The 14,970-nt window shown below is 33.9% G+C and carries 18 protein-coding genes; 10 read left to right on the forward strand and 8 right to left on the reverse strand.

What is annotated here, in order from left to right:
- Positions 1–480: 480 nt before the first annotated feature.
- Genes IGI43_RS00005 through IGI43_RS00015 form a run of 3 tightly spaced genes read right to left on the reverse strand, consistent with a single transcriptional unit; the run spans position 481 to position 1,248 of the window.
- Positions 481–771 carry a hypothetical protein gene (locus tag IGI43_RS00005; RefSeq protein ID WP_438755745.1) on the reverse strand — a complete coding sequence of 97 codons (291 nt, stop codon included), beginning with the start codon at positions 769–771 and terminating at the stop codon, positions 481–483.
- On the reverse strand, positions 758–916 hold the full coding sequence (locus tag IGI43_RS00010) for a hypothetical protein (RefSeq protein ID WP_438755746.1): 159 nt from the start codon (positions 914–916) through the stop codon (positions 758–760). Before IGI43_RS00010 ends, IGI43_RS00005 begins: the two co-directional genes overlap by 14 nt.
- Complete coding sequence (locus tag IGI43_RS00015) at positions 913–1,248, reverse strand: hypothetical protein (RefSeq protein ID WP_438755747.1); 336 nt, start codon at positions 1,246–1,248, stop codon at positions 913–915. The genes IGI43_RS00010 and IGI43_RS00015 overlap by 4 nt, the downstream gene beginning before the upstream one ends.
- A gap of 439 nt (positions 1,249–1,687) precedes the next feature.
- Between IGI43_RS00015 and IGI43_RS00020 the strand changes: the two genes are divergently transcribed.
- From IGI43_RS00020 to IGI43_RS00040, 5 genes are all read left to right on the forward strand, one after another.
- A complete protein-coding gene (locus IGI43_RS00020; RefSeq protein WP_438755748.1) occupies positions 1,688–1,984 on the forward strand; it encodes a TIGR04197 family type VII secretion effector in 297 nt (98 codons plus the stop codon).
- Entirely contained in the window at positions 1,984–2,322 is a 339-nt protein-coding gene (locus tag IGI43_RS00025; RefSeq protein ID WP_438755749.1) for a DUF3958 family protein, read from the forward strand. Before IGI43_RS00020 ends, IGI43_RS00025 begins: the two co-directional genes overlap by 1 nt.
- A 1-nt stretch (position 2,323) precedes the next feature.
- Entirely contained in the window at positions 2,324–3,715 is a 1,392-nt protein-coding gene (locus IGI43_RS00030) for a T7SS effector LXG polymorphic toxin (protein WP_438755750.1), read from the forward strand.
- Positions 3,702–4,241: a hypothetical protein gene (locus IGI43_RS00035; RefSeq protein ID WP_438755751.1), complete on the forward strand. Its 540-nt coding sequence runs from the start codon at positions 3,702–3,704 to the stop codon at positions 4,239–4,241. Before IGI43_RS00030 ends, IGI43_RS00035 begins: the two co-directional genes overlap by 14 nt.
- Positions 4,242–4,585: 344 nt before the next feature.
- On the forward strand, positions 4,586–4,741 hold the full coding sequence (locus IGI43_RS00040; RefSeq protein WP_438755752.1) for a hypothetical protein: 156 nt from the start codon (positions 4,586–4,588) through the stop codon (positions 4,739–4,741).
- 168 nt (positions 4,742–4,909) lie between these two features.
- Here IGI43_RS00040 and IGI43_RS00045 read toward each other — a convergent pair whose 3' ends face one another.
- Positions 4,910–5,311: a DUF2871 domain-containing protein gene (locus IGI43_RS00045; RefSeq protein ID WP_438755753.1), complete on the reverse strand. Its 402-nt coding sequence runs from the start codon at positions 5,309–5,311 to the stop codon at positions 4,910–4,912.
- 170 nt (positions 5,312–5,481) lie between these two features.
- On the opposite strand from IGI43_RS00045, the gene IGI43_RS00050 reads away from it, so the two are divergent.
- Together IGI43_RS00050 and IGI43_RS00055 are read left to right on the forward strand one after the other, a co-directional pair.
- Complete coding sequence (locus tag IGI43_RS00050; RefSeq protein ID WP_438755754.1) at positions 5,482–7,131, forward strand: glycoside hydrolase family 13 protein; 1,650 nt, start codon at positions 5,482–5,484, stop codon at positions 7,129–7,131.
- 285 nt (positions 7,132–7,416) lie between these two features.
- The gene (locus IGI43_RS00055; RefSeq protein WP_438755755.1) at positions 7,417–8,634 is read left to right on the forward strand and encodes a pyridoxal phosphate-dependent aminotransferase; all 1,218 of its coding nucleotides are present in this window, start codon (positions 7,417–7,419) and stop codon (positions 8,632–8,634) included.
- A 101-nt stretch (positions 8,635–8,735) separates the two neighbouring features.
- On the opposite strand, the gene IGI43_RS00060 is transcribed toward IGI43_RS00055, so the two are convergent.
- On the reverse strand, positions 8,736–8,912 hold the full coding sequence (locus IGI43_RS00060; protein ID WP_438755756.1) for a hypothetical protein: 177 nt from the start codon (positions 8,910–8,912) through the stop codon (positions 8,736–8,738).
- Between the two features lie 194 nt (positions 8,913–9,106).
- On the opposite strand from IGI43_RS00060, the gene IGI43_RS00065 reads away from it, so the two are divergent.
- The 3 genes from IGI43_RS00065 (at position 9,107) to IGI43_RS00075 (ending at position 11,818) form a co-directional block, all read left to right on the forward strand.
- Positions 9,107–9,934 carry a helix-turn-helix domain-containing protein gene (locus IGI43_RS00065; protein ID WP_438755757.1) on the forward strand — a complete coding sequence of 276 codons (828 nt, stop codon included), beginning with the start codon at positions 9,107–9,109 and terminating at the stop codon, positions 9,932–9,934.
- A gap of 103 nt (positions 9,935–10,037) precedes the next feature.
- On the forward strand, positions 10,038–11,186 hold the full coding sequence (nagA, locus tag IGI43_RS00070; RefSeq protein ID WP_438755758.1) for an N-acetylglucosamine-6-phosphate deacetylase: 1,149 nt from the start codon (positions 10,038–10,040) through the stop codon (positions 11,184–11,186).
- Between the two features lie 137 nt (positions 11,187–11,323).
- Entirely contained in the window at positions 11,324–11,818 is a 495-nt protein-coding gene (locus IGI43_RS00075; protein ID WP_438755759.1) for a type II toxin-antitoxin system Phd/YefM family antitoxin, read from the forward strand.
- Positions 11,819–11,882: 64 nt separating this feature from the next.
- Here the strand turns inward: IGI43_RS00075 and IGI43_RS00080 are convergent, their stop codons facing one another.
- From IGI43_RS00080 to IGI43_RS00090, 3 genes are all read right to left on the reverse strand, one after another.
- The gene (locus IGI43_RS00080) at positions 11,883–12,632 is read right to left on the reverse strand and encodes a TIGR03915 family putative DNA repair protein (protein ID WP_438755760.1); all 750 of its coding nucleotides are present in this window, start codon (positions 12,630–12,632) and stop codon (positions 11,883–11,885) included.
- Positions 12,622–13,935 carry a putative DNA modification/repair radical SAM protein gene (locus IGI43_RS00085; RefSeq protein ID WP_438755762.1) on the reverse strand — a complete coding sequence of 438 codons (1,314 nt, stop codon included), beginning with the start codon at positions 13,933–13,935 and terminating at the stop codon, positions 12,622–12,624. Before IGI43_RS00085 ends, IGI43_RS00080 begins: the two co-directional genes overlap by 11 nt.
- A 118-nt stretch (positions 13,936–14,053) precedes the next feature.
- A complete protein-coding gene (locus tag IGI43_RS00090) occupies positions 14,054–14,866 on the reverse strand; it encodes a Cof-type HAD-IIB family hydrolase (RefSeq protein ID WP_438755763.1) in 813 nt (270 codons plus the stop codon).
- Positions 14,867–14,970 lie beyond the last annotated feature (104 nt).

A 14,970-nucleotide genomic window follows, 5' to 3' on the forward strand; every position in this document is an offset into this window, starting at 1 on the left:
TTTGCTTGTCATGTAATTTCTATGTGCTTTTTTCTCTTCATCGGAGTTGATTCTTTTTCTGTAGTTTTTACTCGCTCTAATTTGTGATTCTGGCGTGCTGTTTTCCTTTTTCATATCTAGTTCTCCTTATAATTTTTAATAGCTAAGACGAGCCCCACAACTGCTATTATAGCCACAATAATATAAAATATTAGCATTTTTGTTTTCCTCCTTATATTTTGATATAATGGAGATAGAAGAGGGGATTAACCCTCTCTATCAATTTACTCTTTGAGTTTCTTTTTCTTCTTAGTTTGCTTGGAGGCTGTTAAGAAGTTTAGAATCGCTGTGGCTAATAGTGTGAGTGCTGTTAGCCATTTTATTATGTCTTCTATCATTTTTTTACCTCCTTAACTATATATATATTATATCGCATGCGTTATAATATATCAATACTTTTACCAAATTGAACAAGAAAAACCCCCACTTTGTTAGTAGGGATTAAGCTATTCTAGATAAGGGTTTAACCACAAATTTACGAGCAAAATTATCAGGATTTCGCACTGTAAATTTCTCTACTATAAATTGTTTCCTTCTATTATAGTGACCAAATATAGCGAGTTCAAATTTTCCGTCCTCAAGAAACAGTATTAGGTTAGCAAGTTCTTTTTTACTGACTAGGCAATTAATGTTCTTGAAGTCTGTATGCAAAGTAAAACGAAGTAACATATCAGGAAACGATTTTATAACTCTTATCTTATCAACTACACCTACATAACTATTCTTCTGCATAATATTCACCTTCCTCAGCATTTAAATAAAAAATAAACTTTTCCAATCCGACTTCATTAATCAATCTTTGACCACAACCCCATATATAAGTTTGTAATTCTTGGTAGGTTAATAGTCCAGCTTCATAATCTTCTATGATGTTCATGAATCGGCACGCTTTATATCGTCGAATAGATATTCAACTTGTCTTGTTTTCATTTTAAAGTCAGTCCTTTTATAAACTTTATTGGTTGGTAAAGTTAGATATTGCTGTTGATCTGTATATTCTAAAACAATAAAATGATCAATCTTTTCGAGGGGAAACGCAAGTAAGTAATCTCGCTTTTTTATCTTAGGAAATGCCCATAGATTATAAATGGTTCCCTCAATATTCAATCTTTTGGAAGATACTTTTCTAAATGGTACAAGATTCAACGAGTAAAAATATTGTGCTGGTCGTATATGTTCTTTTAGATGCACCGTTTTTACGTATCTCATTATTATCACCTTAGGATATTATACGAACTTTCGTTCGTGTTGTCTACTAGAATTGTCTATTTAAGTGCAACATTTAATATATTTTTCAGAAAAAAGAATTTTGAAAAAGAAGCTACATACGCTAGTGTGTCAATCGGTGCCGTCAGACGCGCCAGCTTGAGGGGCTGGTGGGGGCAACCCCGTGGAAGTTCGAGTCTTCTTGGCCGCATAGTTCAGTGATAAACCTTTACATGATAAGGTTTATCACTCTTTTTTTATGTCTTTATAAAAGTTCTGTTGCACCTAGTGATGCAGTTTTTGTTAAAACTTTATTTTTTAGATAACAGATAGTGGTAGGTTCAATGATAAAAAAAGAGAACATAAAAATAGAAAATTTGGTATAATTAGATATTAAATAAGATAATAAGTTGTATTTATAAAACTAAGGAGGGGTTAAAGAATGGGTGTTAAAAGTAGTATAACTGTTGCAGGCAGTGTATCCGCTTCCTTCAGCAAATCTGCTAGTGCCTTAAATAGTATCAATGCTTCTACGAGTGTAGCAGGAAGAACGAATGTTAGTGGAAATGAGATAGCAAAAAGTTCCACAATTAATTACGGAAAAGGATTAAAACAATTATCTACAAGTATTGTTTCAGCAGGTGATGCTATTCATTCAGTCGCAAAAGACTTTGCTACTATAGACCAACAAGCTTCTCAACAATTTCAATCCAATTCATTAGGGAGCTGGTTTAAATAATGGAGGTAGATTATCAGACAAAAATCCGTCAAGTTCAAGATGAACAAGATTCAATAAGACAAGAAATTCGTTCTGTTGAACAACAACAAGAAGAATTTTTCTCTCTACAACAAGAGGAACAACGTCTTTACTCAGAAATAGTAGAAACAAGTCCTCCAGAAGAACGTCAGTACTTTAAAAGCAGAGGAGAAGATAGTTTCTCTTTAGCCAAAAAAGCACAACGGCAATTGGAAGAACAAGAAGATGAACTGAAAAATACTAGAAGACAACTGATTGATAAAGAGGAAGAATTATATATTGAACAAAGAAAAAAGCAAGTGAAAGAAAAGGAGCAGTAGGATGGGGTTAAAATTTTATGTAGGAGAGATACAGCAACAAGGAAATGAAGCTTCTCGTATGAATAATCAAGCGAATCAAGCAATTTCCTCATTGCAAAGCAGTATTTCACAATTTTTATCTGCACCGCTTTCTGGTAAAGCCTATGATTCAGCAAAAAGTTATTTTAGTACTGTGTATACACCACTCTGTCGGTCTGCTATTTTAACTGGAGAGGCTCTTGAGAGTGCACATAAACGATTGTTAAGTGAATATCAAGGAATGGTCAGCAGTATCGATACCGATGAAGACCAAATCCAAAGCCAAATTCAGCGGTTTGAACAATTAAAACGAGAATTAGAAAGACAAATGCATGTGGCTAAAACTATGCGTCCAGACTTAGAACGACGATACATGAATGCTTGTGATGTTATTTCCAAGAAGAGAGAACAGTTGGAGAAATTCCATGCGTATAATGCCCGTTCTGCTAGTATTTTTGCAGAATATGAAGCCTGTCAGCTAGAATTTAATAATGGTTTAGCACAGGTTAAAGATTGCAAAGCATGGAATTCAGCCTCAGGAACTTTTGACATTGGTCGGTTAAATATGACATGGGCAAGCCCTATTAATGCACGATGGCAACAACGAGAGAAAATGAAACAAGAAGTGAAGAATCGAGAAATGAAACAAACAATTGCAAGTTTAAATGGTTATACTATTATTTGTAGTACCTTAGGAACTAAAAAAAATTGGTATTTAATGAAAGATGGAAAAATTGTATCACCAAATGCTCATCCTAATCTCTATAATCAACTAGAAAAATGCAAAAATTATCTAGGAAAAGACCAATATAAAGTTGAAGAAGTAAAAGTAATGAGAAATGAAATGCCATTATCACCGGCTTTTGGAGGAATATTAGGAAACATTGGTAAAATAGGTAAAGGTATTGATATAATACGAAAAGGTATCGGAACAGTAAAAGTCGGTAAATCTGCGGTAGAAGCAATAAATTCTGCTAGAAGTGTTGAAGCAAGTAAACGAGTAAAAGCCGTTAATCCCAAAGACTTATTACCACAGCAAGGATTAGTAACAGGTGAAGTCGAAGGTGCCCCTCCAGTGGATGCTGGTAAACAAGGGAAACATCAAGAAGGTCCTAAAAATAATGAACAGTCAACAGAAGATAAATCAACTTGGATTGATGGAGAAAATGGTGTATTAGATACGCAGGAGGCTTGGCAAAAAGGGAATTGGCAAAAAGGGAGAGAAGGAACTGTCAAAGAATATGATTCTGGTAGAGTAGTTGGTAGTGATGGGGTAACAACTGAAATTGTAGTCCATATCGACGGAAAAGGAAACATCCATGGATATCCTAATATACCTAAAGAAGTACGGAGGAAATTTAATGAACTCAAATGAGAGAGCAATTGATTTTGTAAATAGAAGTTTGAAAGAAGGGGACTATGGATATGTCCTTAGAAAATATGTATACAGCGATGAATGGGATGAACATTTACTAAAAAACATGGAAGGAATAGTGTTTAAGCCATCAGGTGGTTTTGATTATACTCGGTGTTTTTCTTATTATTTTATGGAAGATATTCAGCTATCAAAACCATTTTTTTCACAAGAAGCAACAAAAGAAGTAATGGAGCGTGGTTATATAGAGTTCATCAATTTACAAATCTCAGCAATAAGTCCATTTTTTATAATTGAAAAGGCACAATATCAAAAACCTGAAGAAGGTATAACTCTTGATATAATCGATTTAATAGAATTTAAAAATAAGAAGTTAGAAAAAAAATATACAGAACTAATAGAAGTATTAACTGAACAAAAGCTAATTTTGGTTGACAGGGAAGAATTAAAAAAAGTACCTTTAAATATTCCATTGGAAAATTATGAACCAGAAGAAGTAAATTGTTTAAGTTATCTGTTTGAATAATAATAACTTAAAGTAGGAAGTGTAGAAACTTCCTACCTCTTTTTTTATGTTTCCCATTAACCCCAGAGAGGCTTTCTAAGGTCTTTTAAAGGGTTAGGGTATTATATCAAATCATATTTAAAATAACGCGATTAAGAAATTTAAATCATATTGAAAAATAAAATAAATCGAATAATATTTCAAAAATAAAGGAGAAGATAGCTTCTCTTTAGCCAAAAAAGCACAATGGCAATTAGAAGAACAAGAAGATGAACTGAAAAATACTAGAAAACAACTGATTGATAAAGAGGAAGAATTATACATTCAACAGAGAAAAGAGCAAATCGAAGAAAAGAAGAAATAGGATGGGATTAAAATTTTATGTAGGGGAGATACAGCAACAAGGAAATGAAGCTTCTCGAATGAACAATCAAGCGAGTCAAGCTATTTCTTCGTTGCAAAGTAGTATTTCACAATTTTTATCTGCACCACTTAAGGTATTTTTGACAAGACATGTATAAGATATCTTGATTTCCTCCTTTTGATTGGTTTTCGTCGACTTAATTCTAAAGGATATCAGGGTGTCTTTTCTATTTTTTACATTAAAAAAAGATGCCGGTGATAGCTCACCGACATCAGAAAATACAGAGTTATCCTTTTCAAAAGAGTCGATTTTCCGTATACGAAAATCACTCTTTAACAGCTTTGAATAGCACTTGGAAAAAGTAAGCTAATCCTATTGTAATAATGATATGCCCCAATCCAGCAATACCTGAAATGGCCGCCGATTCTGGATAGTCTAAGACTTGTAAAATGCCTCGAACAATCATCATCGTCAATGTGACACCTAGCCCGATATTATAGATGATATAGAATTTTTTATAATTTTTCTCTTTGGTTAATTGAAAATTCTTTTCTAAAAGTAAAACAATCAAGAAAAAGAACATGCCTAAAATCAACACGTGTGTGTGTAAAACACTAAGTTGGGTATCACCGGTAAAATTATTCCATTTTGTAAATTCTCGATAAAAAATACCCGCTAATAATCCAAAAATCATATAAGACATACTGACTCTAACTAATTTTTTCATTGTCCACCTCAAATTTTTATTATTCAAACACTTTAACTATAGCAAACCTAAATTCTATTTTCTATAAATTTTTACATTAAATTAAAATTCATGAAACACTATGCATTTTAGACACACTTTTTCACCATATCTTATATAATGAAAAGAAACATCACTTAGGAGGGATATAGATGACGATCAAGCGAACGTGGTGGAAAGAAGCAGTTGGTTATCAGATTTATCCAGCTAGTTTTATGGATACAAACAACGACGGTATTGGTGATTTAAACGGTATCCGATCGAAACTGGACTATCTTAAGGATTTAGGAATTGGCTTTATCTGGATTACGCCGATTTATGAATCGCCCAATGTTGATAACGGCTATGATATTAGTGATTATCAACAAATTCTCAAGACATTTGGCACAATGGAAGAATTTGACTTGTTATTAGAGGAAGCACATAATCTTGGCATTAGAGTAATCATGGATTTGGTCATCAATCATACATCGAATCAACATCCGTGGTTTATAGAATCAAGATCTTCTTTAAAGGACGATTATCGTGATTACTATATTTGGGCAGATGGAACAATCAATGGGCCGCCGAATGATTGGGTTTCAATTTTTGGTGGATCAGCCTGGGAATATGATGAAACAACGAATCAGTATTACCTTCATGTTTTCGCTAAAGAACAACCAGACTTGAATTGGGAAAATCCGCGAGTCAAAAGAGAGTTGTTTTCAATGGTGGATTGGTGGTTAGATAAAGGAATCGATGGATTTCGTGTAGATGCAATTTCTCATATAAAAAAAGCACCACTAGAAACCTCTTCGACAAATGATCCGTTTGAGTCATTTAAAAATGTTCCTGGAATTGAAACTCATCTAGAAGAGTTAAGAGAAATTTTTAAAAAGCGAGATATTTTAACCGTAGGAGAAGCAAATGGGGTTAGTGCTGATCAAGCACACCAATGGGTTGGCGAAACAACAGGCTATTTCAATATGTTGTTTGAATTTGATCATATATCTCTTTGGAATAAAGAAGAGCATGAAATTTTAGATGTTATTCATTTCAAAAAAATGCTCACTAAGTGGCAAAATGCTTTAGCAGATGGAAGAGGTTGGAACGCCTTATATATGGAAAACCATGATATTCCTCGTTCAGTCTCAAGCTTTGGTAGTGAAGAAACCGTGTTTTGGCAAGCTTCTGCAAAAGCTTTGGCATTGACATTTCTCTTGTTACAAGGAACTCCTTTTATTTATCAAGGTCAAGAAATCGGTATGACCAACATGCCATTTGCTTCAATCGATGACATCGATGCAGTGGATACTAAAAATTTTTACTATGAAATGATCCATTCAGGAGTGGCTCCTACAAAAGCGATGAATGTAATACGTAGAACAGCGCGTGACAATGCACGAACGCCAATGCAATGGACAGCAGAAGAATATGCTGGTTTTTCAAAAAGAAAACCTTGGATGGTGATCAATCCAAATAAACAAAAAATCAATGTACTAGATGAGTTATCTGAACCAGATTCTGTCTTAAATTTTTATAAACAGGTCATTCATTTGAGAAATCGAAATGATGCATTGATTTACGGTAGTTATAAACTTTATTTAGCTGATCATCCTCAATTATTTGTTTATGGGCGTCGCTTAGGGGAAGAACGATTTGTGATTATTATCAATTTGTCTAAAGATTTTGCTTCAGCTGATTTACCAGAAAATGTTCAGATTGAAGAGTGGGATCTAGAATTATCGAATCTAAATGATCAAGTGATTCACCAACATACAATTTTTGCTCCTTATGAAGCAAGAGTTTACAAACATAAATAAAAAAACGAGCAATTTTTCTTTACTATAAAGAACGTTGCTCGTTTTTTTATTCAGCTGTTAGAATAAATTTGTTTATAGAGAAAAAAACAACTCCAAAGAAAAGTAAATCTCCTATCCATAATAATTACTAAAAATATCATTATCGTAACTTAAATAGTTAAGTAGAAAGCAGATCGAGTGAAATCAAGAAGAATATTTTTTTAGAAAATTTTCAATTTTCCATTGCTTTTTTTTTCTAGGTGGCGTAACTTTAAAGATATAAATTTTGAAAATGAGGGATACAGTATGAGAAATTTTGAAAAATCTAACAAACTTGATGGTGTAAGTTATGATGTTCGTGGTCCAGTTTTAGAAGAAGCAGACAGAATGCATGAAGAAGGCATTCGTATTTTAAAACTTAATACTGGTAATCCCGCCCCGTTTGGTTTTGATGCACCAAATGAAGTTGTACGTGATATGATCATGAATGTTCGTAATTCTGAAGGTTATTCTGATTCAAAAGGAATCTTTTCAGCACGAAAAGCAATTGAACAATATTGCCAAGTCAAAGGATTTCCCAATGTAACGATCAATGATATTTATACAGGTAATGGTGTTAGTGAGCTTATTTCAATGTGCATGCAAGGACTTTTGAATAACGGAGATGAGGTTTTAGTACCAATGCCGGATTATCCTTTGTGGACAGCTTCAGTTTCTTTAGCTGGCGGTAATCCTGTTCACTATATTTGTGATGAACAAGCGGAATGGTATCCTGATATCGAGGACATTAAATCCAAAGTCACAACGAATACAAAAGCAATCGTTTTGATCAATCCTAATAATCCAACGGGTGCATTGTATCCTAAAGAAATCCTTGAACAGATCGTTGAAATCGCAAGGCAAAATGATTTGATTATTTTTTCAGATGAAATCTATGATCGCTTAGTTATGGATGGATTAACACATATTCCGATTGCAACACTAGCCCCTGATTTGTTTGTCGTCACTTTAAATGGACTCTCTAAATCACATAGAGTAGCTGGTTTCCGTTGTGGCTGGATGGTTCTTAGTGGAAATAAAAAACATGTTAAAGGTTATATAGAAGGCTTAAATATGTTGGCGTCAATGCGTTTGTGCTCAAATGTATTGTCTCAGCAAATTATTCAAACGGCTTTAGGTGGTTATCAAAGTGTAGATGACTTGTTATTGCCAGGTGGGAGAATCTATGAACAACGAGAATACATTTACAACGCAATCAATGATATTCCAGGACTTTCTGCTGTAAAACCGAAAGCTGCTTTCTATATATTTCCTAAAATCGATACCGCTCGTTTTAATATTTATGATGATGAGAAATTTGTACTGGACTTTCTACATGAACATCATATCTTACTTGTACATGGTGGAGGCTTCAACTGGACTCAGCCAGACCATTTTAGAATTGTATACCTACCGAAGATGGAAGACTTAAAATTTACGACTGAAAAAATGCGTGAGTTTTTAAACACCTATAAGCAAAAATAACTACGTTATCATGAAACCAAAAAGAGTGACTCAAAACTGAAAAAGTTTTGAGTCACTCTCATTTTAAGAACTTGTCTTACAAAGAGATTAAAAAATAGTAGTTAATCTGTAGCTTGACAATCTTTTTTACTAATTACCATGCGATTTGTATACTTTTCTTCCATATCCGGACTTGGATCCGAAACAACAACCAAATAAGCATTTTCATATTCTTTTTCTACATAGCCATTATAACTACTTTTATCCCAACTAAAACTAATTTGTTTCTCTTGTGTCATGAGTAACACCCCTTATTTGCAAAGCAAAATTATTTTAAATCGTAGCAGTTTAGCGTTAGGTAATGTTCTTGCAGTATATTATGCAATAAAGTACAATAAATGCATAATGCGAATTCGCATATTTTGGTTCATTTAGTCTAATAAAATTTTTTTGAAATCAAAATAGATAATTGAAATTGCTTAGGAGTGAGCGCGTGGATTCATTTGGAGAGGTCATTAAAGAAATTCGTAAAAATAGAAAATTAACACAAAAAATGTTATCAGAAGATATTTGTTCACAAAGTGTGCTAAGCAGGATTGAAAATAATGAAGAATTACCCAATGTTGTGGTGATGCAGCAAATTTGCCAACGCTTAGGTGTGACTATGGATCAAATCATGCAGTTTAAATCAGATGAAGTTCGTTTGATTACTCAAATGTTTGAAAAAATAGCCGATTATTTTCGACATAAAAAGTATGAAAAAATAATGGATTATATGAGAGATACCCAAATCGAAGAACGGCTCCATTTGGATACGGATTGGCAGCGGTATTATTATTATTTAGGTAGTTGTAAATTTTATCTTTGTAATGATTATGAACAGGCGATACTTGATTTGAAAAAAGGCTTGTCCTTTACTTACCAAGCAAATAAAGTCAATTTGTCTGATTTTGAAATTCAAGTGATCAGCTGTATTGGGAGTACTTACAGCCGTATTGGAAAATTTAAAGAGGCTGAAAAATATTTAAAGTTGAGTATTCATTATTTTCATAAATTACCAAATGAGCGGGTAACAGCAGAACTGACAAAGATATTTTATAATTATTCTAAATTTTTAACGGATCAAAATCGTCTGGAAGAAGCGCAAATATACATCGATCAAGGCATTGTGTGGTCACGACATAGAAATAGTTACTATTATTTAAGCGAATTATTTCAGTTGAAAAGTCAATTGATGGTTGTAAAAGGGATTCAAGATAAAGCAGATGAATATCAAGTTTTATCTGAACAAATATGTCGAATTGAAACAATTAAAATCTAACGAAAGTTAAGTAAATTTTTTTAGAAAAGGTCTACACCATTCTTGACTTTAACTGATTTTAAGAGTACGTTTAAAGTAGAAAATTATAGAAAGAAGGATGAAGATGAGAACGTTTATCTTTGCTGAAAAGTTCTTTTTAAAAAGCGATGTAAAAGGACCTGGATATTTAGAAATCACAGATGGTCTGTTTGGAGAATTTTATAAGGAAGTACCTGTTAGTGATGCAAAAGTAATCAAAGAAGAAGGAAAATGGATTGCACCTGGATTAGTGGATACACACATTCATGGCTATATGAATCATGATGTGATGGATAGCAATGCGGAAGGCTTAAAAGTAATGTCAGAAGGCTTGTTATCTTGTGGTGTTACATCATTTTTACCAACAACATTAACATCAAGTAAAGAACGTTTAAAAGATGTTGCTAAAACAATTGGTGAAGTATACCAAGAAGTTCCTGGCGCAAAAGTCCAAGGAATTTATTTTGAAGGACCATTCTTTACGGAGGAACATAAAGGAGCTCAAAATCCAAGTTATTTTAGTGATCCGGATTTAGCAACATTTAACGAATGGCAAGAAGCTTCTGGTGGGTTGATCAAAAAAATAGCATTAGCACCAGAACGTAAAGGTGTCAAAGAATTTGTAAAAGCTGTAACGGATGAAGGTGTTGTCGTGGCTTTAGGTCACAGTGATGCTACATTAGAACAAGCAACAGATGCAGTTGAATCTGGTGCTAGCGTCTTTGTACATGCCTATAACGGCATGCGTGGCTTAAATCATCGTGAACCTGGAATGGTCGGCGCATTGATGTCATTGAATCATGTCTTTTCTGAATTGATCTGTGATGGACACCATGTGCATCCGAATGCAGCAGATATTTTAATGGAAAAAGCAGGACATGATCATGTGGCATTGATTACTGACTGTATGATGGCAGGTGGTATGCCAGATGGTAATTATAATTTGGGCGAATTTCCAGTTGTTGTTAAAGAAGGAACAGCACGTTTAGAGTCTGGAAATTTAGCAGGTAGTATCTTGAAATTAAAAGAAGCAATCAAAAACGTTGTTGACTGGGAAATTGCTACACCAGAACAGGCCATTATGATGGCGACATTAGTCCCGGCAGTTAGTTGTAAAATTGACGATAAATGCGGTATGATTGCTAAAGGTAGAGATGCTGACTTTATCGTATTGAAACCAACTATGGAATTAGAAGCAACGTATTTAGATGGAGTAGAACGCTATCGCGGATAACAAAAGAGATGAACTTTTAAAGAGTGAAATTATCGACAGATGATTTCCTCTTTTTTTATTAACAAGATTCAAATGATCAAATAGCCCTTCACACCAAAAAACTGTATGATATAATCAGTTGGAAGGGAAGTTGACTAATGAGAAATAATGAAAAACAAGACATATCATTTTCAGTGTCAGATGTAAAAAAATCACCTATGACAATATTTGAAACAGCTCAAAAAATGAATACAGGTGTTTATATTTACAATAGAAAAAAAGTTGCCGGTGTTATGTTGACCGCAGAGCAATATGAAGCGTTGATCAAGAAAAAAACGATGAAGCAAAGTCAAGATGTAAGGATGACACAATTAAACCAGGAGATTCGCCAGAAAATTGCTTTCGGTTCTTTAATATCTACTAAAAATTTAGATGATCAACTAGTTTCATTCGGCTTTATTACTAGAAAAATTGAACTAGATGATTACAGTGAAATGATGAACGAGTTAAATGAAACTGGCAAGATCGAATATCATTTACAAAAAAAAGAAGATCGAACCAATATTTTTGCTGAAGTGATCGGAGAACAAAGTAACCAATCACATTTATCAGACAAATTGATCGTGAAAAAAATCCACCTTAGAGTGGATTAAATTTAAATTGATATGTACAATTCTTGTGAAAGGTTGTATGTATCTTTTTTTTAAACGCATAAATTTAGTCAAAATCGATCATATGACTACGGTATCGTTTAGGTAAATGAGAAAGTTGTGCACGTTCATTTTTTCGTTCTTGAAAAGTAACAGCTTGAAGGAAAGTTCGCCAATTGTCTTGGACTTTTTGCTCTGTTTCTTTAGTATTAAAGGTTGGTAGGTCACTATTTTCAATGAAACGAGTGTGTCCCTGTTCTATAATGCCAAGCAATCGATGTGTCTCATCATAGATTATGATCAGCTCTTGCGGATATCTTTTTGCAAAATGAGGACATAGATAAGGTAACGAAAAATGTTTTGGTTTAATAGAGCTGTAAAGTAATTTTCCAACATATTCAAAGCGAATAAATCCTGTAAAAGAGTGAACTTCACTATACAAAGCTTTTACGGATTTTTGCAAAGCTAAAATGGAAGAATGTCCAAGGTGATTTGTTAGCAAATCACCTGACTCCAATGAAATTTGAATCGCATCTAACAAATATCGTTCCTTTTCTTTAAGCGAGCAATAGAAGCTATCTATAATAAACTGACTATTTTCTTTTCTCACTCGTTTGGTCAACCGTTCATAGATTCTTATTGCCAGTGTTTCATCTGTATCAATATAATAAGGTTGAAATAGGCTTTCTAGAGCGGTAGTTGGCGTTAAGATGATTTCCGGGAATTTTTTTTTAGAGAATGCGTGATAGACAATTGTTAAAAAGCCATAGAAACTACCGTCATATTCCCAAATTTCGTTTGTCTTTTCAATATGCATGACCGGATTCCTTTCGTTTGGTTGTTTCAAAACGTTCTACATCAAATAAAGACAGCTGTTCTTGTTGTGATTGGCTGTTTGCTTTTTTTAAGGTTTCATATTGACGTGATGAAATTAGAGAGGAAATGACCCATTCAGGATCATGTATCAATCCAAACTGTCGGATACCATTACAGCTAACAAAATATTGGGCGCGCTTAATAACGACACCAAGTTTTTTCAAATCAGATAAATGTAATTTATAGTATTTACGTGCTTTTAAAATAGTAAGTGCACTTTTAGGGCCGATCCCAGGAATACGTAACAATTGCTCATAAGTAGCAGTTTGGACATCGATTGGGAACTGGTCATAATTTTGAACAGCCCAATTAGCTTTAGGATCTAAATATAAATTAAAATTAGGCTTGTCTTCAGACAAAATTTCGTCAGCAGAAAAACGATAAAATCGTAGTAACCAATCTGCTTGATATAAGCGATGCTCTCTTAATAAAGGCGGATCAGTCGTGATTGCTGGTAATAGAGAATCTTTATTTACAGGGATGTACGCAGAGTAATAGACTCTTTTTAATTCATACTTTTGATAAAGGTTTTCAGCAATTTTGATTATAGAATGATCGCTTTCAGGAGACGCGCCGATGATCATTTGTGTGGATTGACCAGCTGGGACAAAGGAAGTGGTTTTTTGTGTCGCAGGAACTTGAGAGAGTTCTTTTTTCTTATGTGTGATTTGCTTCATAGGTCGATATAAAGCAAATGGATCTTTGTCAGGAGCTAATAGATTAAGGCTTTCTCGTGAAGGTAACTCGACATTGACACTCATTCGATCAGCTAAAAAACCTAATTCCTCGATCAATTTCGCGTCTGCTCCGGGAATTGCTTTAACGTGAATATAGCCTTTGAACCCTTTTTCATAACGTAAAATCTTTAATGTTTTGATCAATAATTCACTAGTATAGTCAACATTTTTGATAATGGCCGAACTTAGAAAAAGACCTTCTATATAATTTCGCATATAAAAATCCATCGTCAAATCAGCAACTTCTTGCGGGGTGAATGTCGCTCGAGGAATCGAATTTGATTTTCTGTTGATACAATAATGGCAATCGAATATACAAGCATTTGTAAATAACAATTTTAAAAGCGAAACACATCGCCCATCACTTGTGAAAGAATGGCAAATTCCAGCTGTGGAGGTGTTTCCTACGGTTCCTTTGCGAGTGTTGTCAGTCACACCGCTGCTGGAGCACGACACGTCATATTTTGCTGATTCGGCAAGAATTTCTATTTTTCTGGATAAATCCATCATAACTCTCCTTTTCTGAAAGAAATCGAACGTATGTTCTTATTTTAGCAAGAGTTAATGATTTTGTCAAAAAAAGACTAGAACGAAAAGCCACAAGCTTTGTTCTAGTCTTTAAAGTTTATTGATCTTTTAAATTTAAATACCGCTCTAGATAATCAGCCAAACCATCCTCGTCATTGCTTTTTTCAGTAATATCGTTTGCTACAGATTTGATTTTATCCGTCGCATTTTTCATAGCAACGCCCCAACCAACATAGTCCAACATTTCTTCGTCATTATGTTCATCACCAAATGCAATGATATCTGAACGCTTGATGTCTAGATAATTCGCGACTTGTTCCACACCTTTGGCTTTTTGAATTCCTTTAGAAACGATTTCTAAAATAGGTGTTGGCCCACCCCAAGTTCTAACATCCACATAATCACCATATTGCTTCATCAAAGTATCCGAAACAAGAGCTGCTTGATCTTTAGAAGTTCGAACCATCATCGATGTTGGATCTGTAATCAAATTTTTAGCAGTCAAAAGATTGTCTGGAGTAACTTCTGAGGCAAAGAAAGCTGAATCAAAATAATCTAAACTGTCTATATAAAAAGTTTCTTTATTCTCTGCTGCAACAAAATCAAGATTCAATGCTTTCTTTTGGGCTAAAATGTCAAAAACTAAATCTCGTTTTATTCCTGTTTCTTTTTCATCTGCCCATTGTTTCTCAGGCATATGAACGAGCGCTCCATTAAAATTGACCATCGGAGTAGCTAATCCTAATTGGCGATAAAACTGACCACTCATTCGATAAGGACGACCTGTGACAATACTGACATAATGACCCTGTTTCATCGCTTTTTTCAACGCTTTTTCAGTTGTTTCACTAATCAGTGATTGTGTATTTAAAGTTGTACCATCTAAGTCGATTGCAATTAATTTTTTCAAAATCGTTCCTCCCAAAGATTTTTCTTAAACTTAGTCTAGCACAAATTAGCAGAATGACAAGTTTTCAAGAAAATTTTAGAAAAATTTTTCTTTATGATACACTA

The sequence above is a fragment of the Enterococcus sp. AZ126 genome (assembly GCF_051714545.1).
Classification (GTDB): domain Bacteria; phylum Bacillota; class Bacilli; order Lactobacillales; family Enterococcaceae; genus Enterococcus_L.

Excerpts from the sequence above, each read along its gene's own strand:
- IGI43_RS00005 (WP_438755745.1), bottom strand. The coding sequence starts at position 771 with ATGCAGAAGAATAGTTATGTAGGTGTAGTTGATAAGATAAGAGTTATA.
- IGI43_RS00010 (WP_438755746.1), bottom strand. The coding sequence starts at position 916 with ATGAACATCATAGAAGATTATGAAGCTGGACTATTAACCTACCAAGAA.
- IGI43_RS00015 (WP_438755747.1), bottom strand. The coding sequence starts at position 1,248 with ATGAGATACGTAAAAACGGTGCATCTAAAAGAACATATACGACCAGCA.
- IGI43_RS00020 (WP_438755748.1), top strand. The coding sequence starts at position 1,688 with ATGGGTGTTAAAAGTAGTATAACTGTTGCAGGCAGTGTATCCGCTTCC.
- IGI43_RS00025 (WP_438755749.1), top strand. The coding sequence starts at position 1,984 with ATGGAGGTAGATTATCAGACAAAAATCCGTCAAGTTCAAGATGAACAA.
- IGI43_RS00030 (WP_438755750.1), top strand. The coding sequence starts at position 2,324 with ATGGGGTTAAAATTTTATGTAGGAGAGATACAGCAACAAGGAAATGAA.
- IGI43_RS00035 (WP_438755751.1), top strand. The coding sequence starts at position 3,702 with ATGAACTCAAATGAGAGAGCAATTGATTTTGTAAATAGAAGTTTGAAA.
- IGI43_RS00040 (WP_438755752.1), top strand. The coding sequence starts at position 4,586 with ATGGGATTAAAATTTTATGTAGGGGAGATACAGCAACAAGGAAATGAA.
- IGI43_RS00045 (WP_438755753.1), bottom strand. The coding sequence starts at position 5,311 with ATGAAAAAATTAGTTAGAGTCAGTATGTCTTATATGATTTTTGGATTA.
- IGI43_RS00050 (WP_438755754.1), top strand. The coding sequence starts at position 5,482 with ATGACGATCAAGCGAACGTGGTGGAAAGAAGCAGTTGGTTATCAGATT.
- IGI43_RS00055 (WP_438755755.1), top strand. The coding sequence starts at position 7,417 with ATGAGAAATTTTGAAAAATCTAACAAACTTGATGGTGTAAGTTATGAT.
- IGI43_RS00060 (WP_438755756.1), bottom strand. The coding sequence starts at position 8,912 with ATGACACAAGAGAAACAAATTAGTTTTAGTTGGGATAAAAGTAGTTAT.
- nagA (WP_438755758.1), top strand. The coding sequence starts at position 10,038 with ATGAGAACGTTTATCTTTGCTGAAAAGTTCTTTTTAAAAAGCGATGTA.
- IGI43_RS00075 (WP_438755759.1), top strand. The coding sequence starts at position 11,324 with ATGAGAAATAATGAAAAACAAGACATATCATTTTCAGTGTCAGATGTA.
- IGI43_RS00080 (WP_438755760.1), bottom strand. The coding sequence starts at position 12,632 with ATGCATATTGAAAAGACAAACGAAATTTGGGAATATGACGGTAGTTTC.
- IGI43_RS00085 (WP_438755762.1), bottom strand. The coding sequence starts at position 13,935 with ATGGATTTATCCAGAAAAATAGAAATTCTTGCCGAATCAGCAAAATAT.